This window comes from Sporosarcina cyprini, assembly GCF_022048975.1.
GTDB lineage: Bacteria > Bacillota > Bacilli > Bacillales_A > Planococcaceae > Sporosarcina > Sporosarcina cyprini.
The window spans coordinates 46712-67579 of sequence record NZ_JAKMHX010000018.1 but is presented as its reverse complement, the minus strand read 5'-3'; the positions used below and the strand labels follow the sequence as shown (position 1 = coordinate 67579).

Here is a 20868-nt window from a genome sequence, read left to right as displayed (position 1 = left end):
AGCACCCCTCGAAATAATATTACCGATAATCATACATGATTTTCGACCATTTGGGAGTATGTTTTTAAAAAAAAATGACAAAAGGTGATCCGTATGAATTTTGATGAAAAAAGTGTTGTAGCGCTATTAAAACGGCTAGTAGAAACTCCGAGCCCATCCGGATATACAAACGAAGTGATGCAACTGATCGCTTCTGAATTTGAAAAGATGGGAGTTCCTTGCAAGAAAACGAACAAAGGGGCAGTCATTGCGACATTGGAAGGCAAAGATACTTCTCGACATCGGCTGTTGACCGCTCATACCGACACATTAGGCGCTATGGTGAAAGAAATTAAATCGAATGGCCGTTTGAAACTGACAATGATCGGCGGCTTCAGATGGAATGCAGTAGAAGGGGAATACTGCAAAATACATACTTCTTGTGGGCGAGTTATTTCCGGCACGATATTAATGCACCAGACGACGGTCCATGTATATGAGGACGCGGGCACTGCCAAACGGAGTGCGGATAATATCGAAGTCCGGATTGATGAAAAAGTGACGACGGCAGATGAGACAAGGTCTCTCGGCATTGAGGTTGGGGATTTTGTATCGTTTGAGCCGCGTTTTGAAGTGACGAACAGTGGCTTTGTCAAGTCTCGTCATTTAGATGATAAGGCGAGTACCGCATTGCTGTTGGAGCTCGTTCGAAGCTTGAAAGAACAGGGAACTGAACTGCCTCACACAACCCATTTTTACATTTCGAACAATGAAGAGATTGGCTATGGCGGGAACTCGAATATTCCGCCTGAGACAGTGGAATATATTGCTGTTGATATGGGAGCTATCGGTGACGGGCAGACGTCCGACGAATACACGGTTTCTATTTGTGCAAAAGATTCAACGGGTCCGTATCATTATGAACTGACACGGCAACTGACTTCTTTATGCAAAGAGGGAAGCATTCCATTCAAACTGGATATCTATCCTTTCTATGGATCCGATGCTTCAGCTGCGATCCGGGCTGGTTTTGATGTAAGACATGCTCTGTTCGGCCCGGGCATTGAATCATCGCATGCGATGGAACGCACGCATATCGACTCGTTGAAAGCGACATCGCAGCTGTTGCACGCTTATGTAAATGCAGCCATGATAGACTGAATGGAGGAAATAACATGAACACCGAACACTTATTATCAATTGTGCCGATTGGACGAATTGAAGGGCAACTTCCACAGTCAGTGACAGATCTTGCAGTCAACTCGCGGGCTGTCAGTGCTGGGGGAGTGTTTGTCTGTATAAAAGGGTTCACGGTCAATGGACATAACTACGCTCAGCAGGCCGTCGAACAAGGGGCAAGTGTTGTAATTGCCTCCGAACCTGTAGATGTGGATACAGATAAAGTGGCTGTCGTGTACGTGGAGGATACCGCGCGGGCAATTGCGTTGCTTGCCCCTCGATTTTACGGTTTCCCTTCCAAACGGATGACGATGATCGGTGTAACTGGCACGAACGGGAAAACAAGCGTCAGCAATCTGATCCATTCCATCTTGCGGGAAGCTGGTGTAAAAACAGCTGTCACGGGAACGATCGGCTTTAATTTAGATGGTGTACACTATGAAACGGACAATACGACAACGGATGTCCTTACGACGCAGCAGATGATCTCTCAAGCTGCTGAAGAAGGATGCGAAGTGATGACAATGGAAGTTTCCTCACACGGATTAGTGGAAGGCCGTCTGGCAGGGACAGAATTTGATATCGCGATTTTTACAAATTTAACTCACGATCACCTGGATTTCCATGGTTCGATGGAAAACTACGGAAATGCGAAAGGTCTTTTATTCGCACAGCTTGGGCAAGACTTAGAGAAGTTCAAATATGCGATCCTCAATTCGGATGATCCGTGGAGCGAACGGATGAGTATGATGACACCTTATCCCGTCTTGACCTATGGTGTGCACAATGATGCGATGTTCAAAGCGTCAAATATTCAAATGGAAGCGGGCGGAACATCATTTACGCTAACTTGTCCCGAGGGCATCTATGAAGTCAGCACGAAATTAATCGGCGAATTCAATGTCTATAATACACTCGCTGCAATTGCGGCTCTGTATGCAAAAGGAATGAAAACGGATGAAATTCTCGTGCATCTTTCTGCCGTTTCCCCTGCGAAAGGCCGGATGCAAAAAGTCGAAACCGATTTGCCAATCACGATGTTTGTCGACTATGCCCATTCGCCGGATGCCATTGAGAAAGCGATCCAATCTGTATTGCCTTATAAAAAAGAGGATTCTAAGCTGATCTTCCTTATCGGCACAGGCGGCAATCGGGACCGGAAAAAACGGCCGGTAATGGCGGAAAAGGCATCTGTAGCTGACTATGTTATTCTGACAACGGACGATCCTCGGTTTGAACCGAATGAATCAATCTTATCCGAACTGGAAGCAGGCATGGCACATGACCAATATGCTTGTATCGCTGACCGTGCCGAAGCGGTGCGCCATGCTATTGCCGTCGCAAATGCTGGTGATATGATTATCTTTGCAGGTAAAGGGCATGAAGACTTCCAAATTATCGGCAATGAAAAATTTCCACATTCCGATGCGGAAATCGCGTTGACGGAAGCAGAGAAAAAGTTTGGCGACCGTATTTTGAGCGAATAACCAATGGAGTGGGCTGTCCGCGTTAGGGCAGTCCCTTTTCTTTTTCGCATATTCTATCGTAGAGCACTTCAATTATTATTTCGAAGAGGTAGAACTGGCGCCGTGATAAGAAAAAATGGTTGAAAAGAGACATCAATCGCTCTATGCTTAAAAAAGCTTATATATAAGGAGATAACAAAATGCAAAAACCGATAAAGGATGAAATTGCATCTCGCCGGACGTTCGCTATCATTTCCCACCCGGATGCTGGGAAAACGACAATGACTGAGAAGTTGTTGTACTTTGGCGGCGCCATCCGTGATGCAGGAACGGTAAAAGGAAAGAAAACAGGAAAGTATGCCACTTCTGACTGGATGGAAATTGAGAAGCAGCGTGGTATTTCCGTTACATCATCCGTCTTGCAGTTTGATTATGACGGGAAACGGGTGAACATTTTAGATACACCTGGACATGAAGATTTCAGTGAAGACACCTATCGCACGTTGATGGCTGTCGATGCTGCTGTCATGATGGTGGACTCAGGGAAAGGAATTGAACCGCAAACGATCAAATTGTTCAAAGTTTGCCGGATGCGGGGCATTCCCATTTTCACGTTCATGAACAAGATGGATCGCCAGGGGAAAGAGCCTCTCGAGTTAATGGAAGAGCTGGAAGAAGTGCTCGGAATCGAATCGTATGCAATGAACTGGCCGATCGGCATGGGGAAAGAATTCCTCGGGGTCTATGACCGGCATAATCAAAGGGTAGAGCTTGCACGCCCGCAGGATGATCAAAAATTCCTTCCCCTTGGCGAGGACGGAGGGCTTGCGGTCGAGCATCCTATGACGGATACGTCCTATTATAAACAAGCATTGGAAGATGTGCTGCTGTTGAATGAAGCAGGAAATGATTTTGATGAAGAACGGGTGGCAAAAGGGGATTTGACGCCTGTATTCTTTGGCAGTGCGCTGACTAATTTTGGCGTACAGACATTTTTAGAAACATTTTTGCAGTTCGCCCCGGCCCCTCAGCCTCGGCAAACGCAGGATGAAGAGAAAGTGGATCCGTACGCCGATGAATTTTCAGGGTTTATCTTCAAAATCCAGGCCAATATGAATCCTGCACACCGAGATCGAATTGCATTTGTGAGGATTGTCTCAGGAGCATTTGAACGAGGAATGTCGGTTACTGTACCGAGGATTTCCAAGTCATTTAAGCTGTCGCAGACAACTCAATTTCTTGCGGATGACCGGGAGACGGTGAACGAAGCGGTCGCTGGCGATATTATCGGATTATACGATACTGGAAATTACCAAATCGGGGATACAGTTGTTGGCGGGAAGAAAATGTTCCAATACGAAGCATTGCCGCAGTTCACTCCGGAGCTTTTTGTCCGTGTTACAGCGAAAAATGTGATGAAATCGAAGCATTTCCATAAGGGGATCCTACAGTTGGTTCAAGAAGGGGCCATCCAATATTATAAAACGCTTCATACGGAAGAGGTCTTGTTAGGGGCAGTCGGCCAACTGCAGTTTGAAGTTTTTGAGCACCGGATGAAAAATGAATACAACGTGGAAGTGCAAATGGAGCATATCGGCTCGAAAGTCGCCCGATGGATCGAAAACGAATCGGATGTTAAAGAAACGATGGCTGGACAACGTGCAATGCTTGTAAAAGATCGTCATGACAATCTGGTCTTCTTGTTCGAAAATGATTTTGCAATGCGTTGGTTCAACGATAAATATCCGGATATCCGGTTATACAGTTTGTTGTAAAATAAATCAATGATGGTCCGGCAACGATGTGTCCGGACCATTTTTATTTGTGACAAATCGGTAAATATTTTAAAAACGGAAGCCTGCGAATTGAAGTTGCAGAAAGCTTTCAATATGATTGAGATAATGCTGTAGAGATGTGAAGGAGACGTGTAAATGAAAATTAGTGAATTCTCCATTAAACGGCCGGTTTTCACGATGGTGACGATGTTTCTCGTCATCATATTAGGGGCCGTATCTTTCTTTAAAATACCTGTTACCCTGATACCAGAATTGAACCCGCCGGTTGCTGTTGTGGTGACGAGTTATCCAGGTGCCTCTTCCACGGAAGTGAGTGAGAAATTGACCAAGCCGTTGGAAGATAGTTTATCGACTACGCCTGGCTTAAAGTCGATGCAGTCCTCATCACAGGAAGGTGCCAACTTTATTCTGCTCATGTTTGATTGGTCGACAGTCATCGATGATGTTCAATTGGATGTCATGCAGCGGGTCGATCAGGTTCCCGTGCCGGAAGGGGCAAACGCGCCGCGCTTCATGAAGTTCGATCCAGCCCAATTTCCGGTGATCCAGTTGTCCCTTCGCGCTTCCGGCGACAATGTAGATATCCGGAAAATTGCAGAGCAGCTGGAAACTGAGCTGCGCAGGACGAAAGGGGTCGCAAGTGTCACGGTCTCCGGGGAGTTGGTGGAGGAAGTCCAAGTTATCTTGGATGAAAAGAAGCTAGAAGAGAACGGTCTTGTTCAATCCGATATTGTTCAAGCGATTCAGGCTGGCAACGTATCCATGCCGGGAGAACCGATTGAGACACCAGATGGGAAGCAGTTGACAACGAGAATTTTAAGTACGCTGACGACAATTTCTGATATTCGCAATGTGGCAGTCGGAGCCAATCCACTGACAGGTGAAAAGCTGACGATTGCCGACGTAGCAGAAGACGTAGCTTTGATGGAGGCAAAGTCGACGTCTGAAACACGGGCGAATGACGAGTCGGCCGTACTCATGTCGGTATTGCAAGAATCCGGAGCCAATACTGCGACCGTGTCAACCGCTTTCAAAGAAGCTTTAGATAAGCAGTTGGAGAAAGAAGAGTTTAAAGGGGTAACTGCAGATATTTTGTTTGACCAAGGTGATTATGTAAAACTCGCCATTGGCAACATCGGACAGTCCCTTCTGTTAGGTGGACTCTTTGCTATGATCGTGCTTTTCTTGTTCCTCCGGGGAATTAAAAGCCCGATTATCATCGGAATTGCGATACCTTATTCTGTCATTGTTACATTTGTTCTTATGTTCTTTGCTCATTTTTCGTTGAACATTATGACGCTCGGAGCTCTTGCCCTCGGCATCGGGATGCTCGTGGATAACGCGATTGTCGTTATTGAGAATATCGAACGGCATCTTGGCATGGGGAAATCACCCCGAGAAGCCGCCAAGGAAGGGGCCAAGGAAATTGCTGGCGCCATCACTGCTTCTACGCTTACAACGCTAGCCGTCTTTGTTCCAGTCATTTTCATCAGCGGTTTGATTGGACAGATTTTCACGGAATTTGCATTGACCATTTCATTCAGCCTATTTGCTTCTCTAGTCGTTGCGCTTACAGTCGTACCGATGATGGCAAGCAGAATGCTGAAGAAGCCGCAAAAGAATCTGGAGGCACGGAGAAGACGTTCGAAGTCGTGGAATACATTTGAACGATCCGTAAAATGGTCACTGAAGCATCGTTTTATTGTGCTGGCCTTAACTTTGCTGTTATTAGTAGCGAGCGGATTTGGGTTATTTAAAGTGGGAACTGAATTTTTGCCGCCGACCGACGAAGGATTTTTCAGCATTTCTGTTGATTTGCCGAACGGCTCTTCATTATCCGCTACGAACGAAGTGATCAAGAAGATTGAGAATGAGTTGAAAGACAAAGAAGAAGTTGAAGTCTATGTCAGCTTAGTGGGTGGAACCCAACAAAGCATGGCGCAAGGAAGTTCAGAGTCCAATACAGCAGAAATGTATGTCAAGCTTGTTCCTCTAGCTGATAGGGAGCGCTCCGTTTTTGAATTTGTAGACGAGGTCCAGCCGAAAGTGATGAAGGCGGTTGGAGATCAGGCGAAAGTCGGCTTTAATATGCAGACTGCAGCAGGCTCTTCCCCTAACACGCTGACGTTCTCCTTGAAGGACATCAATGAGAAGCGGTTGGATGAAGCGGTCAGAAAGATTGATGAAGAACTGGACCAAATGAAATCTGTCATGGAAGTGTCCAATACGCTGCAAGACACGATTGAAGAAATTCATATAGATGTGGATCCAGCCAAATCGGCCGACGCCGGCTTGGCGCCATATCAAATCGCCCAGACTGTCAATTCCATTACACGCGGTTCATTTGCAACACAAATCGTAGATAAGCGTGGCGAAGTCGTTTCGGTCATGGTATCGTATGACGAAAAATACAGGGACAGCATCGACAAATTGAAGAAGCTGAAGCTTCGTACACCAGCAGGGACGTTCATCGATCTTGGCTCGGTAGCTACGATCTCCGTGCAGGAAGGCCCTGTTGCCATTCAACGGGTGGATCAAGCCCATTCGGTTACGTATACAATAAAATATGCCTCAAATGAATCATTAGGGGATATGACCAAAAAAGTAAATGAAGTAATGGATCGAATTGATTTGCCGGAGGAAACAGAAATGTCCTATGGCGGCGATCGTGAACTTTTTGAAAGTGCCATCAATGATATGCTGCTGGCTGTGCTGCTTGCAGTCGTTCTAGTTTATATTGTAATGGCCGCTCAATTTGAATCATTTAAATATCCATTTGTCATCATGTTTTCTGTCCCATTAATGATAATTGGAGTATCGCTTGGACTGCTGGCAACAAATACGCCGATTAGTGTAACGGCAGTCATCGGTATTCTTGTTCTTGTCGGAATCGTTGTAAACAACGGGATTGTACTGGTGGATTACATCAATCAGCGGAAGCAGGCAGGCTTGTCCTCCTATGATGCGATTATTGCATCGGTAAGAGACCGGGTTCGTCCAATTCTTATGACAGCATTGACAACAATACTTGGCTTATTGCCGCTTGCGCTCGGCCTTGGGGAAGGAACAGAAATGAATCAGCCGATGGGCATTGCGGTCATCGGAGGCCTGATTAGCTCAACTTTCTTAACGCTCTATATTGTTCCGATCATCTATAGTTTGATCGATCGGGAAACGAGAAGACGGGCTGTCGGTAAAAAACGACAGGTGCGAGACTGAAAATCAAAAAAATCATGCGAAAACAGGGGCTGTCCAGAAAGTCAGTGAAAACTGAGTTTCTGTGACAGCCCTTTTCTCATAAAAAGAATATGCAGATCTTTTCTCCGCCGTTCCTTTCCGTTCCAGGCGGACGCGTTCCGGAGGGCGTGCGGTGAACCACACCCCTCGCTGCGCTCGCTGGGTGATTCACCTGTCCCGCTGATCCTCCCGGAGTCGCCGCCTTCCACTCCAATCCACTCAGTGCGCTGTATAAAAACAACAACAAAATCGCCCTTTTTAAATAAAGTCACGACAACCCTCTACGAAAGGAAAACCTGCCGTCCATGTGGCTCGCCGCGATGCAGCAGCCGGACTTCCGGACGATCAATGATTTCTGGGGATAACCGGATGAGCGGGATGATGGATGAGTTGTTGAGACTATGATTCTGCGGTTGATCGAAGAAGAACACATCACCATGGAAGAATACTTCCTCGACGGCACGAAGATCGAGGCCAATGCCAATAAATACTGCTTGGAGGAACGGGCAGAGGAACTGACGAGCGAAATCGAACAGACACAAGACGTCTCCAAGCGAAAATCCTTACGGAGGCGTCGCAGTGTGTTACGAAAACCTGCCAAATTGATCTGTGAAGACTTCTTGCCGCGCAAGGCAAAATACGCGCACTATCAGGAAACGTTCGGAGACCGCAATAGCTTTTTGAAAACCGACCCGGATGCCAAGTTCATGCGGATGAAAGAGGACCATATGAAGAACGGCCAGTTGAAACCCGGATACAATGTGCAGATGGCGACCCAGAACCAGTTCATTCTCTAATTGCCGGATGGAATGAATTAGGCATAATACTTGTACGCTCACATATAGTACTAGGGGTAAGGCAAACGAATAGCAACTCCGCAAGCCGAAGGTTTCAAAAGAAAAAAAGGTAATGGACCATGATATTTGAACTCGAATATGATATACTACTATTAAATGGCCCAACAACTTAATATTCTTTTGACAGATGTCAAAGGGGAGTAGCTATAGGGAAACCTATTTCATAGTCGTCAGTACATGGCTCCAGCCATCGGTTATGATAGCAGGATATTTACTTCAAATTTCTGACTTAGCGAGACCTTTGCCTTTATTAGGTGAGGGTTTTTTTAATTGGAAAAATGAGGAGGAACTTTTTTGGAAGCAATTTTGTTGGAGTATGCATGGGTACTTGTCGTACTAATTGTGTTGGAGGGGTTATTGGCGGCAGATAATGCTGTGGTCATGGCTGTTATGGTCAAGCACTTGCCGAAAGTGCAGCAGCGGAAAGCCTTATTTTATGGGTTGCTTGGTGCGTTTGTGTTCCGTTTCACCGCGTTGTTCATGATTACTTTTTTAGTGAACATCTGGCAGATCCAAGCATTGGGAGCTATTTATTTATTGTTCATTTCGATCAAAAATATTTATGATAAGCGAAAAGAGAATGCAGGACATGCAGTGGATAAACCGAGAAAACAATCAGGTTTCTGGATGACGGTATTGAAAGTCGAATTGGCTGATATTGCCTTCGCGCTGGATTCCATGCTTGCAGCTGTCGCTTTGGCCGTCACTTTGCCGGAGCTTGGAGATTTCCATATCGGGGGCATTAATGGCGGACAGTTTGTCGTCATGTTGCTTGGCGGTATTGTCGGTTTGATCTTAATTCGTTTTGCGGCGAGACAATTTGTTGTGCTTCTTGAGAAGTATCCTTCTTTGGAAACAGCTGCATTCCTTATTGTTGGTTGGGTAGGGGTGAAGTTGGTAGTCCTCACATTGGCACACCATAAACTTCAAATTATTGATGAAGCCTTCCCACATTCACCTTTGTGGAAAACGACGTTCTGGATCGTGCTCGCAGCTATTGCGATAGGTGGGTATTTGTCCGCCCTCACAAAAAATAGAAAAAAAGCATAGGAATATGGATATCCGGTGACTCTTTAATTAGATTCGCCGGATTTATTTTTTCATGTTTCCTTTATTTTTTGATTGAAATTCACTAAAATGGGAAGATGGATCTCTTCAAGTGGTGGAAAGGAACTCGATGTCAATGAAATTTACCCGTGAAAGTTTATACAGGTTCACTCCGGCACAAGTCATAGTCTTTTATTACTTTTTAGCAATTGCTTTCTCGTATCTCTTGCTGAATTTGCCTGGAGTCTATAAGCCAGGCGTCCATGTCTCGTTCATTGACAGCTTATTTACGGCGGTCAGTGCGGTCAGTGTGACCGGCTTGTCTCCGATTAATATTGGAGCGACCTACTCGGTGTTCGGATTATGCATGCTGATGATTGTCTTGCAAATTGGCGGAATCGGCATTATGTCAATCGGCACTTTTTTCTGGCTAATGGTCAAAAAGAGGATTGGCTTGCGGGAACGGCAATTGATCATGGTGGATCATAATCAATACTCCCTGGCAGGCGTTGTTCAATTGATCAGACAGATTGTCGTCATCATCTTCTTGATTGAACTGATTGGTGGAATCATTTTGTCATTGTACCTATTAAAGTATTATGACACCGCTTCTGCAGCGTTTTTAAATGGAATGTTCATGTCGGTATCAGCTACGACGAATGCTGGTTTTGATATTACCCAGGCGTCATTGCTTCCTTATTTCAATGACTATTTTGTCCAGACTGTCGTCATGATTCTAATTATTGCGGGGGCTATCGGGTTTCCTGTACTAATTGAGGTAAAGAGTTTCTTTTCACGAAAGGTACCGCATTTCCGGTTTTCTTTGTTTACGAAAATCACAACCGTTACATTCGGTTTACTGCTCGTTTGGGGGGCAGTGATGATCTTTATATTAGAATCGTTCCACTCATTCAAAGGAATGGCGTGGCACGAAAGGATTTTCACCGCGTTATTCCATTCGGTATCATCTCGATCGGCGGGCCTCACGACATACGATATTACCCAATTCAGTGAAGCGACTGATATCTTTATCAGCTCGCTCATGTTTATCGGTGCCTCACCGAGCTCCGTAGGAGGAGGAATCCGGACGACGACTTTCGCGATCGCTATTCTGTTCCTCATCAATTTTGCACGCGGCAATGATGTCATCCATATCTTTAAGCGGCAAATAAAATTAATTGATGTCTTTCGTTCGTATGCAGTCATACTATTGGCTTCTATGATGGTTATGACGGCATTATTAATTTTGCTTTTAACGGAGCCTGGCGTCCCAGTTGTGGCATTGTTATTTGAAATATCGTCCGCATTCGGAACTTGCGGAATGTCACTCGGCATTACATCGGATCTTTCGATTATCGGTAAAGTGATTATCATGATCTTAATGTTTATCGGGCGAGTCGGTCTCATTTCCTTCCTCTATACATTAGGTGGAAAAACAAATAAGACCACGTATCATTATCCGAAGGAACGAGTCATTATTGGATAATTAATATTGCAATGAAAAAGGAGCTGTCCGGTTACTTAGCGAAGCTAGTAACTAGAGCAGCTCTTTTTGTTTTCCGTTTACATGCAAAAAGGTGGAGAAGAAACGAATCATCTCTTCTCCACCTGATAGGTTTATGCGTAGGTAAGTGCTTCGTCTTCCAAGTATAGGAATGACGGTTCTTTGTCAGAATGGAACACTGTAATGAGATATCCTTCGCGGACTTCATAATGGCCAGCGTCTATTGTTTTCGGATCAATAAAGGTTTTAGTAATGAAAGTTTGTTTCCGGATGCTCCGGGAATTCCATGTTTCATTTCCATTCATCTCTCCAAGTAGTGGAAGGTCATTCAGCAACCGTTCTTCGAGTGCCAGGAGAACTTTTTTGGAAACGACATCTTCCCACCAGATCTTACGAGGCTGGAACTTGTGATGCGCCAAATAATCCATTTTCATCAAACTGGCCACAATTTGCATGTCGGCCTTTCCGTCCGCTCGAAGGAAAGCGTCCAAGCGGATAAATAAATCCTGTAATTGATGCCCAATTCGCGACCAGCCTTTCTCTTCCCAGAAAGTACCGAACTGTTGGAAGAAATCAAATGGTGTCTCAAAGACTTGAGAAACAAGATATTCAACAGTCCGAGGAAGCCGTTGATCGTTCCAATATTTCTCCAATACATCCTCTGTTTGTTTGATTCGGATGATCTCCTCGAAGGTTAGCACATTATTGGAAAGAATTTCATACGGCGCTGTGTCCACATAAGTATATCCATACTGTTCAGCCTGGATCCGCAGACCAGTCCCTCTAAGAAGCTTTAGAAACCCTAATTGAAGTTCTTCAGGCCGCAGGGCGAAGACGTCATTAAACGTCTTTCTAAAGGAATCGTAATTTTCTTCCGGCAATCCTGCAATCAAATCCAAATGCTGTGCGATTTTTCCGCCCTCTTTCACCATACGCACTGTCCGGGTTAGTTTTTCAAAATTTTGGCGTCGTTTTACCAGTTCATTTGTCGCATCGTTTGTCGATTGAACACCGATCTCAAATCTAAAGAGACCGACAGGGGCGTTCTCATTCAAAAACTCAATGACTTCAGGTCTCATGATGTCTCCAGTAATTTCAAATTGAAATACAGTCCCTGGACGATGTTCATCAATGAGAAACTGAAACATTTCCATAGCATAGCTTCTGCTAATATTGAATGTCCTGTCGACAAATTTTATTGTCCGTGCGCCATGATCCATCAAAAATCGAATATCTTCCTTGACTGCATCCCGATTGAAATATCGGACTCCTACTTCAATGGAAGAAAGGCAAAATTGGCACGAAAAAGGACAGCCTCGGCTTGTTTCGATATAGGTGACTCGGTTTGGCAAGTTTGCCAGATCTTCTTCAAACCGGAAGGGGGTCGGAATCTCACGCAAATCCAACTTAGGTCCCGGCGTGTTGACCTTTAATTTTCCGTTTTCCATATAGGCAATTCCCTGTACTTGCTCCATTGGAATTTTACCGGCCTGCCAATCACATATTTGTTTAAATGTGCGTTCACCTTCTCCAATAGCAATTAAATCAATTTCAGGGACCTGGTCCAGCCACTTATCATAATCATAAGTAACTTCTGGTCCTCCCGCTACAATAAGGATGGAAGGATCGATGGTTTTGAGAATCCGAATGACTTTAATCGATTCTTCAATGTTCCAAATATATAAGCTGAATCCAACGATATTTGGCTTTTTTTGATAAATATCTGATACAATGTTCATTGTAGGATCCTTAATGGTATACTCTGTTAGAATTGGTGTATGTTCCGGCTCGGCATACGCTTTTAAATATCTGATAGCCAGGTTGGTGTGGATGTATTTTGCATTTAAAGTCGTTAGTACAATATTCATAGTTTTCTCCTTTAATTTTCGTTGCTAATAATCAATATGCATATTTAGAACTATTTTAATGAACAAAATAATATGGAATAATCTGAAATAAGGCTATTACTGTGTATCATGAATAACGTATCGCAATTTTTCATACGGTTTGTAGAGGGCATACGGGAGGTATCAACTTGGAAAACGATAACAATATCTTAGAAAATCTTTATTTTATATTGAATGATCGCTGTCGACCGGGCATCATCCTTGAGATGGATGGATCAATCTTTGAAATGAATGAACCATTCAGGGTTTACTTCGAGTGTGAACAATTCCGTTCCATTGAAGACTTCATTGATACGACCTCCATCCAAGATTGGCATTCATTCACGGAAAGATCGCTTAACTCGGGCCAAATGCAAATGGCCAGAATGCCGATGAATGTATCAAAAATGAATGATGTGTTAAGTGTGGAAGCGCACTTATTCTATTTGCATGCCGTAAATAAAATAGGTGTCATCTTCGATTTGCCAAGAAAACAGACCAGTATGTCCATTAAATCATACTACAATGCCTTTCGTTTTGCCCATAGCTTTATGATGCTCGTTGATGAGAAAGGAAAGATTTGTGACGTAAATGAGCGTAGTCACGAATTTTTCAACCTTGATAGGGACATTTTTAATGGCCGTCAAATTACCGAACTGGAGAAACTATTTCCCGATTTGACAGCTAAAATGATTACAGAGCAAATGTCCGTTGCCAAGTCTACAGGCCTGTCCGAAATGAATAAAAAATTCGAGCGGGAGTCAGGCGACACAAGATATTATCATATTACAATTTCGTATGAAAAAGATACAAATATGTTTATCATTCAAGTGATGGATTGTACAGAGAGGGAAGAGCTGGAAGAGAAGCTGGCGCATTCTGGAACATTATCTGCAGTCGGCCAATTAGCGGCTAGCATTGCCCATGAAATCCGCAATCCCATGACAACTTTAAAAGGCTTTACTCAGCTACTCAGCGCTACTGCAACCGAAGAATCGTTGCGGTATATTTCTGTCATTGAAGATGAAATTAAAAGAATGGAATCGATACTGAGTGAAATGTTGGTGCTGTCGAAGCCTGTGAACCGTAAAAAAACTACTTTTTCACTGGATCATCTCATACAGGATATGGTTTCAGTCCTCGAGCCGAAAGCTCTTCTTGAAAATATCCACATTGTTCAAAATCGGAATCTGTGTTCCACTCCATTTGTCTATGGCGATATTGATAAGCTGAAGCAAGTCATCTTGAATCTATGCAAGAATGCATTTGAAGCAATGACAGCCGGTGGAACATTGACTATTTCAAGTGATGAGGAAGATGGTCAATTGATTCTATCGATTGGAGATACAGGGAAAGGCATGTCTTTGCAGCAAGTCAACCAAGTATTCATGCCGTTCTTCAGCTCAAAAGCAGGGGGAACAGGCTTAGGGTTGCCATTTGTCCTTAAAACAGTGGAAGAACATGGAGGGACCATCTCGGTCGAAAGTGAAGTTGGCACAGGAACTAAGTTCTTGTTGAAATTTCCTCGTGCAGCCAATGCCGCAATCGAGTTGGAAAGTATTAAGCAAACTGTCGTATCGTAGGAACTTTGACAGTCGCCCGAAACAGCCAGTATAATAGTATTATCTAGGTTGATATAGAGGGTGGATTTGGAAGTGGAGAGAGAAGAGATCGAACGCGCGTTAAAGCTGTTTATTGTTCTAAGCCGGGCGAGCAAGGTGATTTCGGAAGAGGCCAATAAATTAATTGAAACATACGGATTGAATCCGACGGAATTTGCTGTCTTGGAATTATTGTTTCATAAGGGAAGGCAGCCTATACAAAAAATAGGACAGAAAATATTGCTTCGAAGTGGCTCTATGACATATGTGGTTGATAAATTGGAGAAAAAGTGTCTTTTAAAACGGGTTTTTTGCGAGGAAGATAAACGGGTCACCTTCATGGAGATCACAGAGGAAGGCAAAGAATTGATCCGCTCCATTTTCCCTTCTCACGAGAAGAACATTCAAACCATCATGTCTGGATTAACATCAGATGAGCAGGAGCAGGCGATTCAACTTCTACGGAAGTTAGGGCTGTCCATTAAAGACCTGTCTTCGTGAATAATTCCAAAGTAGAGGAGCTCTGTCAAATGTGATGAGACAATCACATTTGACAGAGCTCCTTTTTGGTTTTCCTATTATTTAGCTTGAATGGTTTGACCCATTTTGATGAAGTCTGCCCCAAGATCCTCCTCAGGTGTATCGAAAATGGTCAATCTGACGAGTAGATCGCCTTTCACAAATACGACGCCTGTTGTAGAAACTTCATCCGATTTGGAATTAAAAGCGACTGCATTCTCAATGCCGTCTCCAGCTGGAAGCAAATTAGCATCTGTCACATTTTGTACATCCTCTTCTGTCGAAGCCTTCACAAGCTCCTGTGAGTTGGCTACCCAATCATCATAGCTTTCTCCATCATTCGGTTTCGTTTCAATCCGCATAAACGCTTCAGAGTTTTTATCGGAATATAGAACATCCCGGCCAGGTTCTTCAGCCGTTAATGTAAAGCCAGGCAAAATTTGCATCGAATAGTTCTGTTCATCGCTTGTCACTGACTCCGCATTATCTAATGCATTGTCTTTCTGTGCATCTTCGGAGGCTGAGGAGCCGTTTTCTTCTGACCCTTGATCTGTCACCACTTGATCGGGTGCAGTTGAACCTTCTTCCGGCGTAGAGCTGTCCTTGTCGGTCCCGCATGCTGTTAGAAATAGGGCTGCTGCAATTCCGGTTGATACTAGTTTCCAATTGAGTTTCATAGAAAATCCCTCCTATATGTTGTATTGGACGAATTGAGAACAAAAATGTTTCACTCGTCACTTCCGTGAAGAATAGTGTACCTTTTATGGTTGACTACAGTTTTCTCTTCCAATCCTAAATCGTTGAAGTTTTCCATGAAAGTAAGGTCGACGATAACCGAGTTTTCGTTTACTTTCTCCACAATCCCTTGCAGGCCGTCTTTGAACTCTATAATGTTGCCTACTTCTGCAATCTTCATAACTTCCAACTCCTTGTGGCTTGAATTCTTCTATAGTTTGCCTTAAAAATTGCAAAACGTAAAGTGTTTTATTAGGAAATCAATTTACAACCAAAAATGAATAGAGGAATACGTTGAACATTGTCGCATTGTGTCAAAATATTTTCATTACTTTTCAATTAATTTAGTGTATAATGATAATTTAGGTACTTGTTGTTTGGAGGGGGAAGAGCCTTGCCATTTAGTTTGGAGGAGGAAATCGAATCCGTACGAAACCAGTTGATCCGATCTGCAGAACAGGAAGGGCTCACCTCTAAAGAGACGATTGAGCTGAGCAAGAAGCTTGATTTCTTATTGAACAAATTTAGTGTATCTTTGGAAGCGTATTCGGAGCAGAAATAACCTATGTTGTGAGGGGATGATGGGGAAATGACAACTATCGCAGAGTTTAAAAAAGAATTGAATCAGGCAATCATCGGTCGTGAAAAGGAATTCGATATGATGCTGATCGCATTGTTGCAACAGGGACATGTTCTTTTGGAGAGTGTTCCGGGTTCTGGAAAGACAATGATGGCAAAGAGCTTCGCCAATGCTTTTAAGGGGCTGTTCAAAAGGGTTCAATTCACACCTGATGTGCTGCCATCAGATGTGACAGGAATCCGTTTCTATAATCCGCAAACACAGGACTTTGTATTGAAAGAAGGGCCGGTTTCAACGAATATCCTGTTAGCTGATGAAATCAACCGGGCAACACCTCGAACGCAATCGAGCTTGCTGGAGGCCATGGAAGAAAGACAAGTTACGATTGATGGCGAAACCATGAAATTGCCTACTCCTTTTATGGTCATTGCGACTCAAAATCCAATTGAATCTCAGCAGGGGACTTTCCCGCTGCCTGCGGCGCAATTGGATCGTTTTCTTTTCAAATTGGTCATCGATTATCCTTCTTTTGAGGAAGAACACGAAATTCTTAGACAATACAGCAAAGCGCCAGGTGAAATTCGGACAAAAGCGCTGATTGATACAGCAACTGTAGCCGAATGGTCGAAAAAGGCTTCGGATGTTAGGGTGCATGAGGACATTGAGCGATATATATTGAAAATTGTACGTGCCACGAGGGAGCATCCATATTTGGAGTTAGGGCTAAGTTCTCGTGCAGCGTTAGCAATTCTGCAAGCGTCCAAAACATATGCATTTCTTAAAGGTAGGGATTTTGTCACGCCTGATGACGTAAAAACAATTTTACCTTCTGCTGCTTTGCACAGAATGGAGCTGTCAACAGAGGGAGTATTAACAAAAAGTTTGCACGATCTTTTGGATGAAATCGTCTATTCTATACCGGCTCCTATTGAGGCGACAGTTTAATGACTTGGATAAGATACGAAAATGGTTTTAAGTGGATTTATAATGGAATGATTATCACTTTTACCCTTTTCCTTTTCTCTTTCATCTTTGGACAGGAGCTGCTGGGAGCTTGTTTTGGAGCTGTTTTTGCAATGCTTGCCTTCCAAAATTATTATTTTTCCAATGTAGGGAAGGAAATCACCTTTCAATTGCAGGGGAAAGGAAATCGGTATCTCGTTGGAGATGAAGAAGAACTTGTCTTCCTGTTTGAAAATGGGGGAGTTCCCATATGGAACGGAACATTGAAATTATCAATTGAAGATGCAGTCGCTCCTCGGGAAGAAAATCTGAAACATTTCAGCGGAATTTACGATTTATCGGTTCCATTTGCCATCGGACAAAATAAAAAAATTGAATTGCGAATTCCCTTAGAAGGGAAGAAGCGTGGGCTGTCGCGGATTACCCGTGTCATTCTTGAAATACCACATTTATTTGGAGACGGTTCTGTCATGATGGAATTGAATGAACCGGTCCGTTTTGAAAATCTTGTTTATCCAAAAGTGAAAAAGAGAGAGGACCATTTGCAGTCCGCTCCTTTCCGTCCAGGTGAATTTGACCAGAGACGCTCACTCTATCAAGATGTATTCCAACCAATTGGCACAAGGGATTATGTGTCGACTGACCGTTTTGATCAGATCCATTGGACAGCAAGTGCAAGGATGCAGAAGCTGCAAACAAAGCAATTTCTGCCTGTAAGCGACCGAACCGTCATTTTACTGCTTAATGTAGTAGAAAAAGACCACAGATCACACGAGTTTGAGGAGAAAGTGGAACGTCTGGTCTCCTATGCAGAATATTGTGAGTCTCATAATATACCATACTCGGTAGCAATCAATATACATACGTTTGCGTCCACGCCGTATTTGTATCTACCGAATGGAATTGGGAAAGTGCAATTTTTAAGGACATTGGAAACTTTGGCGCGACTATCCGAAAAACATGCGAAAATGCCATTTGAGACAATGCTTCTTAATCTAGAGTCTAAAGGCAAACTCCCGGATACGATAGTGATGGTCAGTCATGAAAGTCCAAAATTAAAAGCATTGATCCAAAACTGGTCAAAAAAATATGTTGTAAAGTTAGACGCTATTGCAGAAAAAGGGGAGGACGAAGGATGGAACAAAGAACAACTGGACAAGACGGGAACCGATTCATAATTTCCGAGCGACTGACAGTTGAATTGTTTTTGCTCGTCTATGTTTTCGTCTTTTTCTTAGGTGAAACAACAACCGGAACTCCGTATATTTGGCTCCTGCTAGCAATAGCTGGCGGCATTCTGTCCTATATCATGTTTCAAAAGAGGGATTATTCATTGCCTTCGGGATTACTTATTAGTCTGGCTGTCACGTTGCCATTGCTTTTATTTAACGCACCTCTATTAAATGTCTTCATATTTTTCGTTTTTACTTTTTGGAGGGTTCAGGCCAATTTTAATGATACTAAAATAATGGGGTGGCCTTTCCTATTTGTTAACACGATCGCATTTGTCGGGTTTTATTATTTGGTGCGGCTGATGTTTATTTACCATAACGTATTTGAACTGCTGGAGCAGTTGGCGTATCTTTATTTAGCTACATCCTTTTTGTACTTTTTTATACGTCTTTTGACCATTTGGATTACAAGTAAGAGAACAGGTAATTTCCAAACGAAAGAAGCTGGTAAGGTTTTTGGATATATTACCGGATTTGGTGTAGCTGTTTACTTAATTGCTTACTTTGGAATGGACTTGATTCGAACAGGAATTGCAGGGATATTCGGTTTTCTGTTTGGAAGTGTATTTCGTTCGTTTGGTATTTTTATGGAGCCTATATTAGAATTTTTCAAAAATGGTGCAGAAAAATTTTTAGAGGAAAATATGGAGGAAGAAGAAGATCAGTTTGTTGATTTTCAAATGGGTGATGAAGTGACGGTGTTTGGCGGCTCTGGCAGCATGTTTGAAACAATTATTTTTGTCACGGTGATGATCCTATTAGTGGCAGTTATGATTTATTTGATACGTAAAAAGAGACAGGGACGTGACCATAAGAAAGAAGTAAACTATTCCTTCGCATTCCGAGGCAGAAAGAACCGCCTGGCGAAGGAAAGCCGATTAAGCTATGACTATTCAGCTGCAAAAGATGAAATCCGCAAAACATTCGAACGTTTCGAAACAGAAGCACAGCAGAAGGACATGTCCAGAATGCGCGGTGAAACGATTTCTGAATGGTTTGGGCGTATGGGCTGGGGGAATAATAAACCGCTTTTCGATATTTATAACAATGTTCGTTATGGCTCCCATCCTCCCTCTGAATCTGACTTTCAGCTTTTCTTAACTGAAATCGAAAAAATTAAAGATAAATATTTTAAAAAAGATGTTTAAAGTTGTTTCAAGCGGGGGATATTATAATTGAACACAGCAACATTCTCATTTCCCCCTTTTGAGGACGGATCCTAATTATAGGTTCTGTCCTCCTTTTTTTTATTTTTCGATTAGTGAAGGAATTGGTTTTCTGGTACGATAGAGAAAAGAATCGATAGGAGGAGAACGGGAATGCAAAAGAAAATAGGGTTTATCGGCACCGGTGTTATGGGAGCGAGTATCGTACGCCATTTGCTCAAAGCAGGGCATGAGGTATCCATTTTTACAAGGACTGCTGAAAAAGCTGCGCCACTTGTTGATGATGGAGCCAAGTGGGTTTCTTCCCCACGGGAGGCTGCTGTTGAAGCGGATATTGTTTTCACAATGGTCGGTTATCCTCATGATGTGGAGGAAGTATATTTTTCGGATAATGGTGTTTTTGCAGGAGCTTCAAAGGGGCAGATCTTTGTAGATATGACTACCTCCAGTCCTACATTAGCGATAAAAATTGCCGAAGAAGCGGAGAAGCTCGGAATGCATGCAATGGATGCCCCTGTTTCAGGAGGCGATGTGGGTGCTAGAAATGGGACCCTTTCGATTATGTGTGGAGGGGATAAGGAAACGTTTGCAAGTGCTTTGCCTGTTTTGGAGATATTCGGTTCTCAAATTGTTTATCAAGGAAAAGCGGGTGCTGGACAGCATGCCAAAATGTGTAATCAAATTGCTATTGCAACCAATATGATCGGCGTTTGTGAGGCATTGGCGTATGGTAAAAAAGCGGGTCTTGACTTAGACACGGTTCTTGAGTCGATTTCCTCTGGAGCTGCAGGATCTTGGTCACTGTCCAACCTGGCGCCACGTATGCTGAGCGGTAATTTTGAGCCAGGATTCTACATAAAACACTTCCTGAAGGATATGGACATTGCGCTTCAGGAAGCAGAAGCGATGAATCTGCGCCTGCCTGGACTTTCCCTTGCAAGAAAAATGTATGATGACCTCGTTGCAGAGGGATATGGTTCAAAAGGGACGCAAGCACTTTACTTTGCATATCTTGATTAAGAGAAAAGGCTTTCTGTTCGGACTGACGACAGAAAGCCTTTTTTATATGCTGAAACTTATGTTTCGGCAGATCTGGTGGGTTGAGAGGAGAAGTGGTGTAT

The 20868-nt window shown here is 43.4% G+C and carries 16 protein-coding genes and 1 pseudogene; 14 read left to right on the top strand and 3 right to left on the bottom strand.

Going from position 1 to position 20868, the window contains the following annotated elements; translation table 11 throughout:
• Positions 1–93: 93 nt before the first annotated feature.
• From L7D49_RS05865 to L7D49_RS05835, 7 genes and pseudogenes are all read left to right on the top strand, one after another.
• Positions 94–1140, top strand: coding sequence for a M42 family metallopeptidase (locus L7D49_RS05865; protein ID WP_238079894.1), 1047 nt, complete (start codon positions 94–96; stop codon positions 1138–1140).
• Between the two features lie 14 nt (positions 1141–1154).
• Complete coding sequence (locus L7D49_RS05860; protein WP_238079893.1) at positions 1155–2645, top strand: UDP-N-acetylmuramoyl-L-alanyl-D-glutamate--2,6-diaminopimelate ligase; 1491 nt, start codon at positions 1155–1157, stop codon at positions 2643–2645.
• Between the two features lie 179 nt (positions 2646–2824).
• A complete protein-coding gene (locus L7D49_RS05855) occupies positions 2825–4399 on the top strand; it encodes a peptide chain release factor 3 (RefSeq protein WP_238079892.1) in 1575 nt (524 codons plus the stop codon).
• A gap of 156 nt (positions 4400–4555) precedes the next feature.
• Positions 4556–7639, top strand: coding sequence for an efflux RND transporter permease subunit (locus L7D49_RS05850; protein WP_238079891.1), 3084 nt, complete (start codon positions 4556–4558; stop codon positions 7637–7639).
• A gap of 629 nt (positions 7640–8268) precedes the next feature.
• A pseudogene (locus L7D49_RS20405) lies at positions 8269–8448 on the top strand (IS5/IS1182 family transposase); the annotation flags it as partial.
• Positions 8449–8808: 360 nt separating this feature from the next.
• Positions 8809–9564, top strand: coding sequence for a TerC family protein (locus L7D49_RS05840; protein WP_238079889.1), 756 nt, complete (start codon positions 8809–8811; stop codon positions 9562–9564).
• 133 nt (positions 9565–9697) lie between these two features.
• Positions 9698–11047: a TrkH family potassium uptake protein gene (locus tag L7D49_RS05835; protein ID WP_272493170.1), complete on the top strand. Its 1350-nt coding sequence runs from the start codon at positions 9698–9700 to the stop codon at positions 11045–11047.
• A 131-nt stretch (positions 11048–11178) separates the two neighbouring features.
• Here the strand turns inward: L7D49_RS05835 and L7D49_RS05830 are convergent, their stop codons facing one another.
• Positions 11179–12933: a B12-binding domain-containing radical SAM protein gene (locus tag L7D49_RS05830; RefSeq protein ID WP_238079887.1), complete on the bottom strand. Its 1755-nt coding sequence runs from the start codon at positions 12931–12933 to the stop codon at positions 11179–11181.
• A gap of 167 nt (positions 12934–13100) precedes the next feature.
• Between L7D49_RS05830 and L7D49_RS05825 the strand changes: the two genes are divergently transcribed.
• Entirely contained in the window at positions 13101–14534 is a 1434-nt protein-coding gene (locus L7D49_RS05825) for an ATP-binding protein (protein WP_238079886.1), read from the top strand.
• Between the two features lie 72 nt (positions 14535–14606).
• Positions 14607–15053, top strand: a complete 447-nt coding sequence (locus L7D49_RS05820; protein ID WP_238079885.1) for a MarR family winged helix-turn-helix transcriptional regulator — start codon at positions 14607–14609, stop codon at positions 15051–15053.
• A 77-nt stretch (positions 15054–15130) separates the two neighbouring features.
• Here the strand turns inward: L7D49_RS05820 and L7D49_RS05815 are convergent, their stop codons facing one another.
• Both L7D49_RS05815 and L7D49_RS05810 read right to left on the bottom strand, forming a co-directional pair.
• Positions 15131–15748, bottom strand: a complete 618-nt coding sequence (locus L7D49_RS05815) for a hypothetical protein (protein WP_238079884.1) — start codon at positions 15746–15748, stop codon at positions 15131–15133.
• Between the two features lie 50 nt (positions 15749–15798).
• The gene (locus L7D49_RS05810) at positions 15799–15987 is read right to left on the bottom strand and encodes a YkvS family protein (RefSeq protein WP_207962332.1); all 189 of its coding nucleotides are present in this window, start codon (positions 15985–15987) and stop codon (positions 15799–15801) included.
• A 213-nt stretch (positions 15988–16200) separates the two neighbouring features.
• On the opposite strand from L7D49_RS05810, the gene L7D49_RS05805 reads away from it, so the two are divergent.
• The 5 genes from L7D49_RS05805 (at position 16201) to L7D49_RS05785 (ending at position 20767) form a co-directional block, all read left to right on the top strand.
• Positions 16201–16368 carry an aspartyl-phosphate phosphatase Spo0E family protein gene (locus L7D49_RS05805; protein WP_272493164.1) on the top strand — a complete coding sequence of 56 codons (168 nt, stop codon included), beginning with the start codon at positions 16201–16203 and terminating at the stop codon, positions 16366–16368.
• A gap of 27 nt (positions 16369–16395) precedes the next feature.
• Positions 16396–17331 carry an AAA family ATPase gene (locus L7D49_RS05800; protein WP_238079883.1) on the top strand — a complete coding sequence of 312 codons (936 nt, stop codon included), beginning with the start codon at positions 16396–16398 and terminating at the stop codon, positions 17329–17331.
• Positions 17331–18527: a DUF58 domain-containing protein gene (locus tag L7D49_RS05795; RefSeq protein ID WP_238079882.1), complete on the top strand. Its 1197-nt coding sequence runs from the start codon at positions 17331–17333 to the stop codon at positions 18525–18527. Before L7D49_RS05800 ends, L7D49_RS05795 begins: the two co-directional genes overlap by 1 nt.
• A complete protein-coding gene (locus L7D49_RS05790; protein ID WP_238079881.1) occupies positions 18485–19729 on the top strand; it encodes a hypothetical protein in 1245 nt (414 codons plus the stop codon). Before L7D49_RS05795 ends, L7D49_RS05790 begins: the two co-directional genes overlap by 43 nt.
• A gap of 171 nt (positions 19730–19900) precedes the next feature.
• Entirely contained in the window at positions 19901–20767 is an 867-nt protein-coding gene (locus L7D49_RS05785) for an NAD(P)-dependent oxidoreductase (protein WP_238079880.1), read from the top strand.
• Positions 20768–20868 lie beyond the last annotated feature (101 nt).

What these genes read in the sequence shown, in the direction of transcription:
- L7D49_RS05865 (WP_238079894.1), top strand. Translation starts at nt 94, where the DNA reads ATGAATTTTGATGAAAAAAGTGTTGTAGCGCTATTAAAACGGCTAGTA.
- L7D49_RS05835 (WP_272493170.1), top strand. Translation starts at nt 9,698, where the DNA reads ATGAAATTTACCCGTGAAAGTTTATACAGGTTCACTCCGGCACAAGTC.
- L7D49_RS05830 (WP_238079887.1), bottom strand. Translation starts at nt 12,933, where the DNA reads ATGAATATTGTACTAACGACTTTAAATGCAAAATACATCCACACCAAC.
- L7D49_RS05815 (WP_238079884.1), bottom strand. Translation starts at nt 15,748, where the DNA reads ATGAAACTCAATTGGAAACTAGTATCAACCGGAATTGCAGCAGCCCTA.
- L7D49_RS05855 (WP_238079892.1), top strand. Translation starts at nt 2,825, where the DNA reads ATGCAAAAACCGATAAAGGATGAAATTGCATCTCGCCGGACGTTCGCT.
- L7D49_RS05785 (WP_238079880.1), top strand. Translation starts at nt 19,901, where the DNA reads ATGCAAAAGAAAATAGGGTTTATCGGCACCGGTGTTATGGGAGCGAGT.
- L7D49_RS05860 (WP_238079893.1), top strand. Translation starts at nt 1,155, where the DNA reads ATGAACACCGAACACTTATTATCAATTGTGCCGATTGGACGAATTGAA.
- L7D49_RS05790 (WP_238079881.1), top strand. Translation starts at nt 18,485, where the DNA reads ATGGAACAAAGAACAACTGGACAAGACGGGAACCGATTCATAATTTCC.
- L7D49_RS05850 (WP_238079891.1), top strand. Translation starts at nt 4,556, where the DNA reads ATGAAAATTAGTGAATTCTCCATTAAACGGCCGGTTTTCACGATGGTG.
- L7D49_RS05810 (WP_207962332.1), bottom strand. Translation starts at nt 15,987, where the DNA reads ATGAAGATTGCAGAAGTAGGCAACATTATAGAGTTCAAAGACGGCCTG.
- L7D49_RS05800 (WP_238079883.1), top strand. Translation starts at nt 16,396, where the DNA reads ATGACAACTATCGCAGAGTTTAAAAAAGAATTGAATCAGGCAATCATC.
- L7D49_RS05795 (WP_238079882.1), top strand. Translation starts at nt 17,331, where the DNA reads ATGACTTGGATAAGATACGAAAATGGTTTTAAGTGGATTTATAATGGA.